Origin of the sequence: Streptomyces sp. NPDC007872 (genome assembly GCF_042868165.1) — a bacterium.
In the GTDB taxonomy this organism is placed as follows: domain Bacteria; phylum Actinomycetota; class Actinomycetes; order Streptomycetales; family Streptomycetaceae; genus Streptomyces.
On the sequence record NZ_JBIAEA010000001.1, the window covers coordinates 915,339 to 930,076 of the forward strand.

18 protein-coding genes are annotated in these 14,738 nt (G+C 73.0%); 11 read left to right on the forward strand and 7 right to left on the reverse strand.

The features are described 5' to 3' along the window. Positions 1-149: 149 nt before the first annotated feature. A complete protein-coding gene (mce, locus tag ACFYNX_RS03715) occupies positions 150-602 on the reverse strand; it encodes a methylmalonyl-CoA epimerase (protein ID WP_365541435.1) in 453 nt (150 codons plus the stop codon). 137 nt (positions 603-739) lie between these two features. Here mce and ACFYNX_RS03720 point away from each other — a divergent pair, with 137 nt between their 5' ends. Together ACFYNX_RS03720 and meaB are read left to right on the forward strand one after the other, a co-directional pair. Continuing rightward, positions 740-1,960 carry an acetyl-CoA C-acetyltransferase gene (locus ACFYNX_RS03720; protein ID WP_365541437.1) on the forward strand — a complete coding sequence of 407 codons (1,221 nt, stop codon included), beginning with the start codon at positions 740-742 and terminating at the stop codon, positions 1,958-1,960. Positions 1,961-1,984: 24 nt separating this feature from the next. After that, positions 1,985-2,941, forward strand: a complete 957-nt coding sequence (gene meaB / locus ACFYNX_RS03725; protein WP_388657261.1) for a methylmalonyl Co-A mutase-associated GTPase MeaB — start codon at positions 1,985-1,987, stop codon at positions 2,939-2,941. 61 nt (positions 2,942-3,002) lie between these two features. On the opposite strand, the gene ACFYNX_RS03730 is transcribed toward meaB, so the two are convergent. The 4 genes from ACFYNX_RS03730 to ACFYNX_RS03745 all read right to left on the reverse strand — a co-directional run bounded on the left by ACFYNX_RS03730 (position 3,003) and on the right by ACFYNX_RS03745 (position 5,690). Continuing rightward, positions 3,003-3,479 carry a MarR family winged helix-turn-helix transcriptional regulator gene (locus ACFYNX_RS03730; RefSeq protein WP_388657263.1) on the reverse strand — a complete coding sequence of 159 codons (477 nt, stop codon included), beginning with the start codon at positions 3,477-3,479 and terminating at the stop codon, positions 3,003-3,005. A gap of 140 nt (positions 3,480-3,619) precedes the next feature. Next, entirely contained in the window at positions 3,620-4,405 is a 786-nt protein-coding gene (locus ACFYNX_RS03735; protein WP_388657266.1) for an AIM24 family protein, read from the reverse strand. Then, positions 4,402-5,052: an AIM24 family protein gene (locus tag ACFYNX_RS03740; RefSeq protein ID WP_388657268.1), complete on the reverse strand. Its 651-nt coding sequence runs from the start codon at positions 5,050-5,052 to the stop codon at positions 4,402-4,404. Before ACFYNX_RS03740 ends, ACFYNX_RS03735 begins: the two co-directional genes overlap by 4 nt. After that, positions 5,052-5,690 (reverse strand): AIM24 family protein, encoded by a 639-nt coding sequence (locus tag ACFYNX_RS03745; protein WP_125665813.1) that lies wholly within the window; start codon positions 5,688-5,690, stop codon positions 5,052-5,054. Before ACFYNX_RS03745 ends, ACFYNX_RS03740 begins: the two co-directional genes overlap by 1 nt. Positions 5,691-5,810: 120 nt before the next feature. On the opposite strand from ACFYNX_RS03745, the gene ACFYNX_RS03750 reads away from it, so the two are divergent. From ACFYNX_RS03750 to ACFYNX_RS03770, 5 genes are all read left to right on the forward strand, one after another. Further along, positions 5,811-6,155 (forward strand): DUF3817 domain-containing protein, encoded by a 345-nt coding sequence (locus ACFYNX_RS03750; protein ID WP_125665815.1) that lies wholly within the window; start codon positions 5,811-5,813, stop codon positions 6,153-6,155. Continuing rightward, positions 6,152-6,445: an MTH1187 family thiamine-binding protein gene (locus ACFYNX_RS03755; protein ID WP_125665817.1), complete on the forward strand. Its 294-nt coding sequence runs from the start codon at positions 6,152-6,154 to the stop codon at positions 6,443-6,445. Before ACFYNX_RS03750 ends, ACFYNX_RS03755 begins: the two co-directional genes overlap by 4 nt. 158 nt (positions 6,446-6,603) lie before the next feature. Beyond that, positions 6,604-7,323, forward strand: coding sequence for a hypothetical protein (locus ACFYNX_RS03760; protein ID WP_388657272.1), 720 nt, complete (start codon positions 6,604-6,606; stop codon positions 7,321-7,323). Next, entirely contained in the window at positions 7,320-8,003 is a 684-nt protein-coding gene (locus ACFYNX_RS03765; RefSeq protein WP_388657275.1) for a DUF4166 domain-containing protein, read from the forward strand. Before ACFYNX_RS03760 ends, ACFYNX_RS03765 begins: the two co-directional genes overlap by 4 nt. Beyond that, complete coding sequence (locus ACFYNX_RS03770) at positions 8,000-8,755, forward strand: TetR/AcrR family transcriptional regulator (RefSeq protein WP_388657278.1); 756 nt, start codon at positions 8,000-8,002, stop codon at positions 8,753-8,755. The genes ACFYNX_RS03765 and ACFYNX_RS03770 overlap by 4 nt, the downstream gene beginning before the upstream one ends. Here ACFYNX_RS03770 and ACFYNX_RS03775 read toward each other — a convergent pair. Beyond that, entirely contained in the window at positions 8,738-9,727 is a 990-nt protein-coding gene (locus tag ACFYNX_RS03775; RefSeq protein WP_388657281.1) for a DUF5937 family protein, read from the reverse strand. The genes ACFYNX_RS03770 and ACFYNX_RS03775 overlap by 18 nt on opposite strands. Before the next feature lie 71 nt (positions 9,728-9,798). Between ACFYNX_RS03775 and ACFYNX_RS03780 the strand changes: the two genes are divergently transcribed. From ACFYNX_RS03780 to ACFYNX_RS03795, 4 genes are all read left to right on the forward strand, one after another. Continuing rightward, complete coding sequence (locus tag ACFYNX_RS03780; RefSeq protein WP_388657284.1) at positions 9,799-11,205, forward strand: MFS transporter; 1,407 nt, start codon at positions 9,799-9,801, stop codon at positions 11,203-11,205. A gap of 9 nt (positions 11,206-11,214) precedes the next feature. Further along, entirely contained in the window at positions 11,215-11,724 is a 510-nt protein-coding gene (locus ACFYNX_RS03785) for a MarR family winged helix-turn-helix transcriptional regulator (RefSeq protein WP_125663709.1), read from the forward strand. A 43-nt stretch (positions 11,725-11,767) separates the two neighbouring features. Beyond that, positions 11,768-12,100, forward strand: a complete 333-nt coding sequence (locus tag ACFYNX_RS03790) for a DUF3817 domain-containing protein (protein WP_365541461.1) — start codon at positions 11,768-11,770, stop codon at positions 12,098-12,100. A gap of 72 nt (positions 12,101-12,172) precedes the next feature. After that, on the forward strand, positions 12,173-13,873 hold the full coding sequence (locus ACFYNX_RS03795; RefSeq protein ID WP_365541463.1) for a methylmalonyl-CoA mutase family protein: 1,701 nt from the start codon (positions 12,173-12,175) through the stop codon (positions 13,871-13,873). Between the two features lie 72 nt (positions 13,874-13,945). On the opposite strand, the gene ACFYNX_RS03800 is transcribed toward ACFYNX_RS03795, so the two are convergent. Then, positions 13,946-14,581 carry a TetR/AcrR family transcriptional regulator gene (locus ACFYNX_RS03800; protein ID WP_388657287.1) on the reverse strand — a complete coding sequence of 212 codons (636 nt, stop codon included), beginning with the start codon at positions 14,579-14,581 and terminating at the stop codon, positions 13,946-13,948. Between the last annotated feature and the right edge of the window lie 157 nt (positions 14,582-14,738).

The window sequence follows — 14,738 nt, forward strand, 5'->3', positions numbered from 1 at the left end:
CAGAGCGCCGTCCCCTCGGCCGGAGACGGGCCCCCGGGGAATCGTGGCAGATCGGACGACCCCGACATCCCGACTTGGGTGCCACGCGGAGCGGCCCCGACCGGCCCCGGCCCGGAGCCGCCCACTCTACCGGGCCGGGAATCCGGAGGTCAGTGCTCCGCTGAGGAGGGGTCAGCGGACGGCTTCGCCGAGGTGACCAGTTCCGTGAGGACGCCGTGGCAGTCCTTGGGGTGCAGGAAGGTGATCCGGGAGCCCATGGAGCCGGTCCGCGGCTCGTCGTAGAGCACCCGGACGCCCTTGCCCCGGACGGCCTCGGCGTCGCCGTCGACGTCGGCGGTGCCGAAGGCGATGTGGTGCACGCCCTCGCCGTTCTTGGCGAGCCACTTGCCCACCGCCGAGTCCTCCCGGGTCGGCTCCAGGAGCTGGAGGTAGGAGGCCCCGCCGTCCGAGGTCCCGTTGATCCTGAGCATGGCCTCGCGGACGCCCTGCTCTTCGTTGACCTCGGTGTGGAAGACCTCGAAACCGTAGGTCGCGCGGTAGAACTCGACGGTCGCGTCGAGGTTGGAACAGGCGATCCCGATGTGGTCGATTCGCGTCAGCATGGCTCCAGTGCAACCCCGGAGGAGTGGTTACGCAACGTGCGCGCCGTCACACCGTCGGGCCGATGACCGGGCGCCGGGCCGCTCAGTACATTGGCGGTAAACCCTCGTTCACTTCTCATCCCAAGGGGCCGTGCCTCATGTCTGGAACGACCGGTACCACCTCAGTGATCGTCGCGGGCGCCCGCACGCCCATGGGTCGCCTGCTCGGCTCGCTCAAGTCCTTCTCGGGCGCCGAGCTCGGCGGCTTCGCCATCAAGGCCGCCCTCGACCGGGCCGGCATCGGCGGCGACCAGGTGCAGTACGTGATCATGGGCCAGGTGCTCCAGGCGGGCGCCGGTCAGATCCCCGCCCGCCAGGCCGCCGTCAAGGCCGGCATCCCGATGAACGTCCCGGCCCTCACCATCAACAAGGTGTGCCTCTCCGGGCTCGACGCCATCGCCCTGGCCGACCAGCTCATCCGCGCCGGCGAGTTCGACGTGGTCGTCGCCGGCGGCCAGGAGTCGATGACCAACGCCCCGCACCTGCTCCCGAAGTCCCGCGAGGGCTTCAAGTACGGCGCGATCGAGATGCTCGACGCCATGGCGTACGACGGCCTCACCGACTCCTTCGAGGGCGTCGCCATGGGCGAGTCCACCGAGAAGCACAACACCCGCCTGGGCATCGAGCGCCCCGAGCAGGACGAGGTCGCGGCCCTCTCGCACCAGCGCGCCGCCGCCGCCCAGAAGAACGGCGTCTTCGAGGCCGAGATCACCCCGGTCGAGATCCCGCAGCGCAAGGGCGACCCGGTGATCTTCGCCAAGGACGAGGGCATCCGCGCCGAGACCACCGCCGAGTCCCTCGGCAAGCTCCGCCCGGCCTTCACCAGGGACGGCACGATCACCGCCGGCACCTCCTCGCAGATCTCCGACGGCGCCGCCGCCGTCGTCGTGATGAGCAGGGCCAAGGCCGAGGAGCTGGGCCTGGAGTGGATCGCCGAGATCGGCGCCCACGGCAACGTGGCCGGCCCGGACAACTCCCTCCAGTCGCAGCCGTCCCGCGCGATCCTGCACGCCCTCAAGAAGGAGGGCCTGGGCGTCGACGACCTCGACCTGATCGAGATCAACGAGGCCTTCGCCGCGGTCGCCGTCCAGTCCATGAAGGACCTCGGCGTCACCACCGACAAGGTGAACGTCAACGGCGGCGCCATCGCGCTCGGCCACCCGATCGGCATGTCCGGCGCCCGCCTCGTGCTCCACCTCGCCCTGGAGCTCAAGCGGCGCGGCGGCGGCGTCGGCGCGGCGGCCCTGTGCGGCGGCGGCGGCCAGGGCGACGCCCTGATCGTCCGTGTTCCCGGTGTCTCCGGCGTCTCCGGCAAGTAAGCACCCAGGCAAGGAGTTCCGCACATGGTGGACGTCCCCGCACTCGTCGCCCAGGCGCGCGAGGGCAGGCCCCGGGCCGTGGCCCGGCTGATCTCGCTCGTGGAGGGGGGGTCCCCGCAGTTGCGCGAGGTGATGGCGGCGCTCGCGCCGCTCACCGGCGGCGCGTACGTGGTGGGCCTGACCGGCTCGCCCGGCGTCGGCAAGTCCACCTCGACGTCCGCGCTCGTCACCGCCTACCGGCGGGCGGGGAAGCGGGTCGGCGTCCTGGCCGTCGACCCGTCCTCCCCGTTCAGCGGCGGGGCGCTGCTCGGCGACCGGGTCCGGATGTCGGACCACGCCTCCGACCCGGGCGTCTACATCCGCTCCATGGCCACCCGCGGCCACCTGGGCGGCCTCGCCTGGTCCGCCCCGCAGGCCATCCGGGTCCTGGACGCGGCCGGCTGCGAGGTGATCCTCGTGGAGACCGTCGGCGTCGGGCAGTCGGAGGTCGAGATCGCCTCCCAGGCCGACACCTCCGTGGTCCTGCTCGCGCCGGGCATGGGCGACGGCATCCAGGCCGCGAAGGCGGGCATCCTGGAGATCGGCGACGTGTACGTGGTGAACAAGGCCGACCGGGACGGCGCGGACGCCACCGCCCGCGAGCTCAACCACATGCTGGGCCTCGGCGAGGCGCGCGGCCCGGGTGACTGGCGGCCGCCGATCGTGAAGACGGTCGCGGCCCGCGGCGAGGGCGTCGACGAGGTCGTGGAGGCCCTGGAGAAGCACCGCGCCTGGACGGAGGAGCACGGGGTCCTGGCCGAGCGCCGCCGGGCCCGCGCCGCCCGCGAGGTCGAGACCATCGCGGTCACGGCCCTGCGCGAGCGGATCGGGGACCTGCGCGGCGACCGGCGGCTCGACGCGCTCGCGGAGCGGATCACGGCGGGCGGCCTCGACCCGTACGCGGCCGCCGACGAGCTGGTGGCGGAGCTGACGGGCACCTGAGCGGCACCGTACGAGGAAGGGCCTCCCCGGCGATTCGGGGAGGCCCTTTCCCGTACGGGGGCTACGGCTTGCCGCGCCGTCCGCGCAACTGCTCCGCGATCGGCTTCAGGGACTCGTGGAGGTCGCCGAGCGCCTCGGGGGTGAGCTGGTCGATGAAGTGCCTGCGCACCGAGTCGACGTGGTGCGGGGCGACCTTGCGCATGGTCTCCATGCCCTGGTCGGTGAGGACGGCGTACAGGCCGCGCCGGTCGGACTCGCAGTTCTCGCGCCGGACCAGGCCGGCGTTCTCCATCCGGGTGATCTGGTGGGAGAGGCGGCTCTTCGACTGGAGGGTGGCCGAGGCGAGGTCGCTCATGCGCAGCCGGCGCTCGGCCGACTCCGAGAGGTTCACCAGGATCTCGTAGTCGTTCATCGTCAGGCCGAAGGGCTGGAGGTCCTTCTCCAACTGGTGCGTCAGCATCCTCTGGACGTCCAGGAAGGTGCGCCAGGCACACTGCTCGCCGTCGGTGAGCCACGGGGTGGCCGTCTCGGTCTCCATGTATGGATTCTACCTAAGAAGTTGAATTCTTGACGAAGTCTGGGAGCGTGACGCCGCGCACCCGGGGCCCCACCCGGACGCCGCCCCCGCCGCACCACCGGCGCGGGCGTTCGGTGGCGTCACACTCCGCAGACTACCGTTCACAGCCCGAAGCGACGCTGGAGGTCCCCGAGCTGGCCGGGAAGGCGCGGTGTCGAGCCCTGCTGTCCGTGGCCCGAACCGTACCCGCCGTGGCCGCCGGGGACACCCGCCTGGGCCGGGGGCGCACCGGTCTCCCGCTCCGCCATCAGCAGCTCCGTCGATTGGAGCAGCACCGTGCCCGCCCCCACGAACTCGAACTGGTGCTCCTCGCCCGAGGTGCCGCCCAGACCCGTCAGGGCCCGTACGCCGCCCATCACGCCCGTCATGTAGCCGTGGTCGTAGTGGTGGCACGGCGAGGGGCAGTCCGCCCAGCCGACCAGCGCCTGCGGGTCCACCCGCAGGGGCGGCTCCATGAAGACCACCGGACCGTTCGACGCGGCCACGAACTTGCCCGTCCCGATCAGCGTCACGAAGCCCGGCACGATCGACTGCTTGAGCGCCAGCGTCGGCTGGTAGGCCAGCAGGTTCCCGGACCGGATCGTCAGGTTGCCCTCGTCCAGGTCGAAGGAGTTCACGTCGAAGGCCCGGTCCGCGAGCAGCATCTTGCCGCTGCCCTCGGCCACCACCCAGTCGCTCGCGTGCAGCGGCGAGTGGAAGGAGGTCCGCACCAGCCGGTCGAGCCGCCCGTGCCCGATGCCGTTGAACTCGATCCGCCCGTAGTAGGCGATCATCTTGCCCTTCTGCAGGAACCACTGGGAGCCCTTGAGCTCCACGCAGAAGGTGTACGGGTTGACGTTGTCGTCCGACGGCAGCGTGTGCGGGTCGTGGATCACAGGGGTGCTCACAGCTTCTCCTCCGAGGCCTGGACGTACACCGCGCCGCTGCCGCTCAGCTCCAGTTGGAACGCCTCGCCCGAGCCGCGCCCCACCATGTCGCGCCAGCCGAGCGCGGTGGAGAGCTTGTTGCGCACGTCGCCGTGGTGGGCCACGTACGCCTGCGGGTCCACGTGGACCGGACGGCCCGGGACGATCGGCAGCTCGATCACGCCGCCGTGCGCCATCACGGCCACCGAGCCGTGGCCCTTCAGGGTGGTGGTGAAGAGCCCCTGGCCGGTCACCTGGCCGCGGACCATGCCCATGACCCCGCCCTGCGAGCCCATGAACATCGTGCCCTGCTCCAGGGTCCCGTCGAAGGCGAGCAGCCGGTCGGCCTCCACGTACAGGGTGTCGCCGGTCAGCGCGATCACCTGGATGTGGTGGCCGCCGTGCCCGAACATCACCGTGCCGCTGCCCTCCACCGTCATCAGCGGGGTCGCCTCGCCGACCACCCGGCGCCCGATCATCGACATCAGGCCGCCCTGGCCGCCCGCCGTGTTCGGCGTGAAACCGACCTCGCCCCGGTACGCCAGCATCGCGCCGCGCTGGCTGAACAGCCGCTGCCCCGGCACGACGGTCGCCTCGACCATCTTCGAGTTGATCTCGCGGAACGGCATCAGACGTCGCCCCCGATCGTGTTCCGCTCGCTGGGCTGGACGTACACCAGGCCGTCCCCCTCGAAGCGGATCTGGAAGGCCTCGCCGCCGCCCTCGCCCAGGAAGGTGCGGAAGGTCACACCCGACTGGAAGTGCTGCTGGAGGTTGCCCTGGTGGGCTATGTACGCGCCGGGGTCGACCTGGAGCGGGTACTGCGGGGTCACCCGCAGCACCACCGCCGGGCCGTCCGACAGGAGCGCCGCCTGGCCCGTCCCCTCCACCGTCGTGGTGAAGAGGCCGTTGCCGGTGGCCCCGCCGCGCAGGCCCGTGAAGGTGGTGCCGGTGCGCAGCCCCGCGTCGGTGCAGAGCAGGTTGCTGGCCTCCACCCACAGCTTGTCGCCGTGCAGGGAGACGAGATTGATCTCGGAGGCCCGGTCGGCGAACCAGCAGGTCCCCTGCCCGCGCACCTCCATCACCTCCATCTGCTCACCCGTGAGCCGGCGGGTCACCATGCCGCGCAGGCCCTCACCGCCGCCGCTCATCTTCTTGAACGCCATCTGGCCGTCGTAGGCGACCATCGAGCCGTTCTTCGCCTTCACGGCGTCGCCGGTCAGGGAGACGGCGAGCACCTTGCTGCCTTGCAGTCGGAACGTTGCCACGGCCCGAAGGTACTGGGGACCCGCCTAAAGGAACAGCAAAGTCGCCGTGCACAATGGACGGGCCCTTGTGCATCCGTTCACAAGATCGCGTCACAAGACCGAACGAAGGTGATCCCCTCCGTGGACATCAAGACCGCCTCCTCCCTCCACCGGCTCCGGCTCGTCTCCGCGCCGGAGGCCGTCTCGTTCCTGCTCCTGCTCGTCTGCTCGGTGCTCAAGCGGACGACGGAGTTCAACGCGGTGCCGGTCATGGGAGCGATCCACGGCATCCTGTTCGTCCTGTACGTCCTCTTCTGGCTGGACGCCTGGAACCGGACCAAGTGGAGCTTCGGGACCGCCGCCCTCTACTTCGTCCTCTCGGTCCTGCCCCTGGGCGGCTTCTACGCCGAGCGGAGGCTGAAGCGCGAGGCCGAGGACGCGGTCATCGCGTCCCGCGCCCGCCGCGAGGGCACGGTGAACGCGTGATCGTCGCCTTCTCGGTGACCCCCCTCGGCGTGGGCGAGGAGGTCGGCGCGTACGTCGCCGACGCCGTCCGGGTCGTCCGGGAGTCCGGCCTGCCGAACCGCACCGACGCCATGTTCACCTCGATCGAGGGCGAGTGGGACGAGGTGATGGACGTCGTCAAGCGCGCCGTCGCCGCCGTCGAGGCCCGCGCGCCCCGCGTCTCCGTCGTCCTCAAGGCCGACATCCGCCCCGGCGTGACGGACGGCCTGCACAGCAAGGTCGCCACCGTCGAGCGGCACCTGGAGGGCTGAGCGCCCCCGCTTCCGTGCGAAGCCCCCGTCCCGGGTCCTCCGGGGCGGGGGCTTCTTCGTGCCCGCTGGTTGAGCGAGTGCTCAACATCGGCTACCTTCGCCCGTGGGCAGTTTTGAGCAGTCGCTCAAAACCCCGGACGAGCGGGCGGGGGAACGCCATGGGTCTGTACGTCGAGACGCGGATCCGCACGGACCCGGAGACGCTCTGGGAGCGCACCCAGGATCCCGGCCGCCACCAGCGGTGGGACCTGCGGTTCACGGAGATCGCCCTCCTCCCGGAGGACGGGAACGAGGACGGGGCCGGGGCCGGGGACGGACCCCGGCGCTTCCGCTACGCGACCCGCGTCCTGCCCTTCCTGGTCGTCGCCGGCACCGGTGTCTCCGCGGGGGAGCGCCACCGGGCCGGCGGCGACCGGGTCTCCGCCCTCCGCTTCGCCTCCGCGCACCCGCTCTCGCTCCTCGCCGAGGGCAGCGGCTACTGGCGCTACGTCCCCACCGCCGACGGCGTCCGCTTCCTCACCGGCTACGACTACCGGCCGCGCTGGGGCCGCTTCGGCCGGGCCGCCGACCGCCTCCTCTTCCGGCCCCTCATGGGCTGGGCCACCGCCTGGTCCTTCGACCGGCTGCGGCTCTGGTGCGAGCACGGGACCGCCCCCGAGCGCTCCCGCGACCGCTGGCTCCTGGAACTCGCCGCCCGCGCCCTGCTCGTGGCCCTCTGCGCCGCCGGGCCCGGCGCGGCGGCGACCCTGCCCCTCGCCTGCGCCGCCGCCCTCCTCCTACCGCCCTCGTCCCGCGTCCCCGCGGCCCGGCGCTGCCTGCGCGTCCCGCCCGCCCGCACCCGGGAGCCCCGCCTCCTCGACACCCTGGAGCAGCCGTGACCTCGATCTTCCGCACCGCCATGGGCGACGCCGCCTTCGGCCGGCTGCACCCGGAGCTCCGGCGCCGCTTCTCGGTGGGGCTCGCGAGCGGGGAACTGTGCGTCGGCCGGGGCGTCATGGACCGGATCTGGCACGGCCGGGCCTTCGTGAAGCCCTTCCTCGCGCTCGGCGCCACCCGGAACATCCTGCTGCCCCGCACCGGCCGCGACGTCCCCTTCACCATCGAGAACGTGCCCTACGCCGACGCGTACGGGCGCGAGACCGTCACCTTCGTGCGCACCTTCGACCTGCCCGGCGGGCCCCGGCGCTTCGACGCCACGATGGTCCACAGCCCCGAGCGCGGCTGCGTCCTCGACTACCTCGGCACCCACCAGCACCTCGCCAGCGACCTGCACCTGTCCGCCGAGCCGGACGGCTCGCTCCTCGTCCGATCCGGCGAACACCGCTTCCGCGAGGGCCCGCTGGACGTGCGCGTCCCCGAACTCCTCGGCGGGCGGGCAGAGGTCCGCGAGTCCTTCGACGAGGACGCGGGCCGCTTCCGGATCTCCGTACGGGTCGTCAACCGCCGCTTCGGCCCGCTCTTCGGGTACGAGGGGTCCTTCACCGCCTCCTACGCCGACGTACGCTCCCACGGGGTGCGCGCGGGGCTGCGCCCGGTGCGCGAGGAGGCACGGACATGAGCGGGCGGACCGGGAGCGCGGCGGAGGAGCGGGCCGGGGGCGCCCGTACCCCGGAGGGCCGGGCCGGGGCCAAGGACGCCCGCAGTCTGGAGACCCGGGAGAAGCTGCTCGACGGCGCCCTGCGCACCCTCGTCGAGCAGGGCATCGCCAAGGCCTCCGCCCGCGCGATCGCGACCGCCGCCGGAGTCAACCAGGCCCTCGTCTTCTACCACTTCGGCTCCGTCGACGAACTGCTCTCCGCCGCCTGCCGGCGCGGCGCCGAACAGCGGGTGGCCCGCCACCGGGAACGGCTCCGGTCCGTCGGCAGCCTCTCCGAACTGCTCGCCTTCGGACGCGAGATGCACGCCGAGGAACGGGACGCCGGCCACGTCGCCTTCCTCGGGCAACTGCTCGCCGGCGCCCAGACCCACCCCCGGCTCGCCCCCGCCACCGCCGCCGGGCTCGACCTGTGGATCGCCGAGATCGAGCAGGTCCTCACCCGGGTCCTCGCGCCCACCCCGCTCGCCGGGTTCACCGACCCCGCCGGGCTCGCCCGCGCGGTCGCCGCCTCCTTCGTGGGCCTCGAACTCTACGAGGGCGTCGACCCGGCGGGCGCCGAGGCCGCGCTCACCGCCCTGGAGCAGCTCGGCGCCCTGACGGCCGCGGTCGAGGAGCTGAACCCGGTCGCCCGCAGGGCCGTCGCGTACACCCTGCGACGGCAGGGCGGGCCCGCCCGCCGGGCCCCGTCCGGCGGGTCACGGCCGGGGCTGTGACACCGCGAGGCCCAGCGGGGTCCGCTCGTACAGCACCTGGTGGCCGTAGCGCCGGGAGGCGAGTAGCCCCGCGTCCCGCAGCACCGCCAGGTGCGCCGAGACGGTGGAGGGCGCCCGGCCCAGGAGGTGGGCGAGGGCCGTGGTCCCCATCGGCTCCGTCAGGGCGCACAGCACGTCCGCCCGCACCGGGCCGAGCAGCCGCCCCAGGACCTCCGGGGTGCGGTCCCGGGCGTCCGTCCACAGCCCGCCGATCCCTCGCGCCGGATACACCACCGTCGGCTGCCACGGCGGGTCGAAACCGCTCACCACCTCGGGCCAGGTGAACACGGACGGCATCAGGACGAGGCCCTGTCCGTCCAGCGGCCGCACGTGCTCCCCGTGGTAGCCCACCCGGAGCGTCGCCGTCTCCGCCGCCCAGTCGAACGACGGGTGCAGCTCGCCCAGGAGCCGTTCGAGCCCGCCCTCCGCGAGCCGCCGCGAGTGGTACGCCACGTCCGCCTCCAGGAGCGCCCGCAGCCGCGGCCAGTCGGGCGCGACCAGCGCCTCCCACGCGGCCTCCAGCAGCCCGGCGAGCCGCTCCACCGCGCCGGCGGGGTCCGCGAGCATCCGCCGCCCCCCGTCGCTCTCCGCCGCCCCCGGGGTCGCGGCGAGCGCCCGCTCGAAGTCGTCCAGGACGAGCGCCGGATCGGTCCTCCGCACGGCCCCGATCTCCTCCTCGAAGGAGGCGGCCGGCCCCAGCGGCGGCGGGTACAGGAAGTCAGGGCTGTGCCCGCGCGCCGGCATCAGCAGGTGCAGCGGCCCCAGGTCGAGCCCCCGCGCGGCGCCCGCGATCCGCCGCATCCAGGGCAGGTGGTACCCCTGCTGCCGGGGCCGCGCGAGGACCCGCACGGCGGAGTGCGTCTCCCACAGCGGCGAGATCGCGAACCGGATCCGCAGCGGGTCGGCCTCCCCGAAACGCAGGTGGTACGGCACGGCCCCTCCGGAACATTCGCCTGGATCCGAAAGTCTAGGCACCCCGCCCCTCCCGACGGCACCCTGCGCCCATGCCGAAGCCCGCCACGTCCCGGGGTCCGGGGACACCCGCGCCCACGACCACCGGGGCGCCCGCACCCGAGACCACCGAGACGCCCGCGCCCGCCGGGGCCTCCGCGCCCGCCGGGGCCTCCGCGCCCACCGGAACGCCCGTGCCCCCGTCCGCCCACCCGCCGGAGGCCGCCCACGTGCCCGGCGCCGGCCCCGGCTACCGGGCCCTCTTCCGCGTGCGGGAGTTCCGGTTCGTGTTCGTGGCGCACCTGTTCTCCCTCCTCGGGGTCGTCGTCAGCGAGCTCGCGCTCACCGTGCTCGTCTACGACCTCACCCGCTCCCCGCTCCTCTCCTCCCTCACCTTCGCCCTCGGCTTCCTCCCCCACCTCCTCGGCGGCACCCTCCTCGCCGGTCTGGCCGACCGCCTCCCGCCCCGCCGGATCCTCGTCGTCTGCGACCTCGTCTGCGCCGCCTGCGTCGTCCTGATGACCGTCCCCGCCACCCCCGTCGCCGCCCTGCTCGCGCTGCGCTGCGCCATCGCCGTCGTCTCGCCCGTCTTCCACGGCACCCGCGCGGCGACCCTCGCCGACGTCCTCGGCGAGGGCGACCTCTTCGTCCTCGGCCGCTCCCTCCTGCGGATCGTCTCCCAGAGCGCCCTGCTCGCCGGGTTCGCCGCCGGCGGCGTCCTGCTCACCGTCGTCCCGCCGCGCGGCGCCCTCGTCGTCACCGCCGCCACCTTCCTCGCCTCGGCGCTGCTGCTCCGCCTCGGCACCGTCCGCCGCCCCGCCCGGGGCGCCGGGTCCGCGGGCGGGCTCTCCGGCACCTGGGCCGTCCTGCGCGACCGGCGCGTGCGCGCCCTGATGGTGATGTTCTGGGTGCCGCCGTTCTTCGCCGTCGTACCGGAGGCGCTCGCCGCCCCCTACGCCGACGAGACCGGCGTCTCCACCGCCGCCCTCGGCCTCCTCATGTGCGCGCTGCCCGTCGGCACCATCACGGGCGAGCTGCTCGCCGGCTCCCTCCTGCCCGCCGCCGCCCGCTCCCGGATCGTGGTGCCGCTCGCCGTCACCGGCGTCCTGCCCTACCTCCTGTACGCCGTCGAGCCCGGCGTCGTCCTCGCCGCCGCCGCGCTCTTCCTGGCCGGCGCCACCGGCGCGTACACCCTCGGCCTGGACGCCTGGTTCGTCGCCGCCGTCCCCGAGGAGCGGCGGGGGAGGGCCATGACCCTGATGACGGCGGGCATGATGACCGTCCAGGGCCTCGGGATGGCGGGGGCCGGGCTCGCGGCCGAGTTCGTCCCCGTGCACACGGTCGTCGCGGGCACCGGGGTCGTGGGGACGCTCTGCCTCCTCGCCGCCGCCGCGGAGCTGCGGGCGGCCGGGGCGACCGAAGGACGAGACGGGGCTGACCGCCATGTTCCCCATGGGTAAGGTCGACGCGTGCCGAAGCCGCTCAGTCTCCCCTTCGACCCCATCGCCCGCGCCGACGAACTCTGGCAGAAGCGCTGGGGACCGGTCCCCTCGATGGCCGCGATCACCTCGATCATGCGCGCCCACCAGATCCTCCTCGCGGAGGTCGACGCCGTCGTCAAGCCGTACGGCCTGACCTTCGCGCGCTACGAGGCCCTGGTCCTGCTCACCTTCTCCAAGGAGGGCGAGCTGCCGATGTCGAAGATCGGCGAGCGGCTGATGGTGCACCCCACCTCGGTGACGAACACGGTCGACCGGCTCGTGAAGTCCGGTCTCGTCGCCAAGCGCCCCAACCCCAACGACGGCCGCGGCACCCTCGCCACCATCACCGGCAAGGGGCGCGAGGTGGTCGAGGCCGCGACCCGCGACCTGATGGGGATGGACTTCGGCCTCGGCGCGTACGACGCCGAGGAGTGCGCCGAGATCTTCGCGATGCTCCGCCCGCTCCGGGTGGCGGCGAACGACTTCGACGAGGCCTGACCCGCGCGAAGATCGCCCGGAACGTACGGTTACGCTCGACGGCATGAAATCCAGCGTGCTGACCCGCTACCGCGTCATGGCGTACGTGACCGCGGTCATGCTCCTCATCCTGTGCGCGTGCATGGTCGCCAAGTACGGCTTCCACACGGGCGAGGACCTCACCTTCGCGGTCTCCCAGGCCCACGGCGTCCTCTACATCATCTACCTGGTCTTCGCCTTCGACCTGGGTTCCAAGGCGCGCTGGCCGTTCCAGAAGCTGCTGTGGGTGCTGGTCTCCGGCACCATTCCGCTCGCCGCCTTCTTCGTCGAGCGCAGGGTCCACCGCGAGACCCTTCCGCTGGTCAGCGGCGCGCGGCCGGTCCCGGCCCAGGCGTAACCCCCACCCCGCGCCACACCGGCGCGGGGTCTGCCATCGACATTTACTAGGACGTCCTAGTAAATTCGAAGCATGGACGCTGACGCCATCGAGGAAGGCCGCCGTCGCTGGCAGGCCCGTTACGACAAGGCCCGCAAGCGGGACGCCGACTTCACCACGCTCTCCGGCGACGCCGTCGAGCCCGTCTACGGCCCCCGGCCCGGGGACGCCTACGAGGGGTTCGAGCGCATCGGCTGGCCCGGCGAGTACCCCTTCACCCGGGGACTGCACCCCACCGGCTACCGCGGCCGGACCTGGACCATCCGCCAGTTCGCCGGCTTCGGCAACGCCGAGCAGACCAACGAGCGGTACAAGATGATCCTGGCCGCCGGCGGCGGCGGCCTCTCCGTCGCCTTCGACATGCCCACCCTCATGGGCCGCGACTCCGACGACCCCCGCTCCCTCGGCGAGGTCGGCCACTGCGGCGTCGCCATCGACTCCGCCGCCGACATGGAGGTCCTCTTCAAGGACATCCCGCTCGGCGACGTCACGACGTCCATGACGATCTCCGGGCCCGCCGTCCCGGCCTTCTGCATGTACCTCGTCGCCGCCGAGCGCCAGGGCGTCGACCCGGCCGTGCTCAACGGCACGCTCCAGACCGACATCTTCAAGGAGTACATCGCGCAGAAGGAGTGGCTCTTCGAGCCCGAGCCCCACCTGCGCCTCATCGGCGACCTGATGGAGCACTGCGCGGCGAAGATCCCCGCGTACAAGCCGCTCTCCGTCTCCGGCTACCACATCCGCGAGGCCGGGGCGACGGCCGCGCAGGAGCTGGCGTACACCCTCGCCGACGGCTTCGGCTACGTGGAGCTCGGCCTCTCCCGCGGCCTCGACGTCGACGTCTTCGCCCCCGGCCTCTCCTTCTTCTTCGACGCCCACCTGGACTTCTTCGAGGAGATCGCCAAGTTCCGCGCCGCCCGCCGGATCTGGGCCCGCTGGATGAAGGAGGTGTACGGCGCGAAGACCGACAAGGCGCAGTGGCTCCGCTTCCACACCCAGACCGCCGGCGTCTCCCTCACCGCCCAGCAGCCGTACAACAACGTCGTGCGGACCGCGGTCGAGGCCCTCTCCGCCGTCCTCGGCGGCACCAACTCCCTCCACACCAACGCCCTCGACGAGACCCTCGCGCTCCCCAGCGAACAGGCCGCCGAGATCGCGCTGCGCACCCAGCAGGTGCTCATGGAGGAGACCGGCGTCGCCAACGTCGCGGACCCGCTGGGCGGTTCCTGGTACGTCGAGCAGCTCACCGACCGCATCGAGGCCGACGCCGAGCGGATCTTCGACCGGATCAGGGAGCGCGGCCGCCGCGCCCACCCCGACGGGCAGCACCCGATCGGCCCGATCACCTCCGGCATCCTGCGCGGCATCGAGGACGGCTGGTTCACCGGCGAGATCGCCGAGTCCGCCTTCCAGTACCAGCGCTCCCTGGAGAAGGGCGACAAGCGGGTCGTCGGCGTCAACGTCCACCACGGCTCCGTCACCGGCGACCTGGAGATCCTGCGGGTCAGCCACGAGGTCGAGCGGGAGCAGGTCCGCATCCTCGGCGAGCGCAAGGCGCGCCGGGACGACGCCGAGGTCCGCGCCTCGCTCGACGCGATGCTGGCCGCCGCCCGCGACGGCTCGAACATGATCGGGCCCATGCTGGAGGCCGTCCGCGCCGAGGCCACCCTCGGCGAGATCTGCGACGCCCTGCGCGACGAGTGGGGCGTCTACACGGAGCCCCCGGGCTTCTGACGGGCATCCGGCACGCGGGAGGGGCGGTACGGGAAGTCCCGTACCGCCCCTCCCGCGTGTCCGTAAGTCCTCTCAGCCCCCGGCCGTCGCCGCCGCGCCCAGGCCCCCCACCAGGAGGGCCGACAGGCGCGCCACCCACGGCCCGTCCACCGGCTCGGCGCTGACCAGGGCGCGGTGCACGACCGCGCCCGCGATCACGTCGAAGATCAGGTCGTCGGTGGCGCCGACGGCCGGCAGGTCCCGGTCGGCCGGGAGTTCGCCGCGCCGCTGCGCCCGCATCCGGCCCTCCAGGACGAGCCGCTTCTGGCGGTCGACGATGGAGGCGCGGATGCGCTCGCGCAGCGGCTCGTCCCGGGTCGACTCGGCGACCACGGCCATCAGGGCCGTCTTGGTCTCGGGGCGTTCGAGGAGTGCCGCGAACTGGAGCACCACGTGCTCGATGTCGGCCCGCAGCGAGCCCAGGTCGGGGAGTTCGAGCTCGTCGAAGAGGACGGCGACCGCGTCCACCACCAGCTCGCTCTTGTTGGCCCAGCGGCGGTAGAGGGTCGTCTTCGCGACCCCGGCGCGGCCGGCGACGTCCCCCATCGTGAGCTTGGACCAGCCCAGCTCGACCAGGGCCGCCCGCGTCGCCTCCAGGATGGCCTCGTCGGCCTCGGTGGAGCGGGGGCGGCCGGTGCGGCTGCTGCGGGGGTGGGTACGGCTGCACATGGACGACGACCATACCCGCCAGTAGGTAGGGCACCAGAGGGCCGCGATGTGAGGCAGTTCACCGTACGGATCGGCCGCACGCCCTCCCGCCGCCTCCGCCCCGGCAGTTACGCTACGACTCGTAGCGAAAGGCTTTGAGCGGCCCGAGCGACAACCA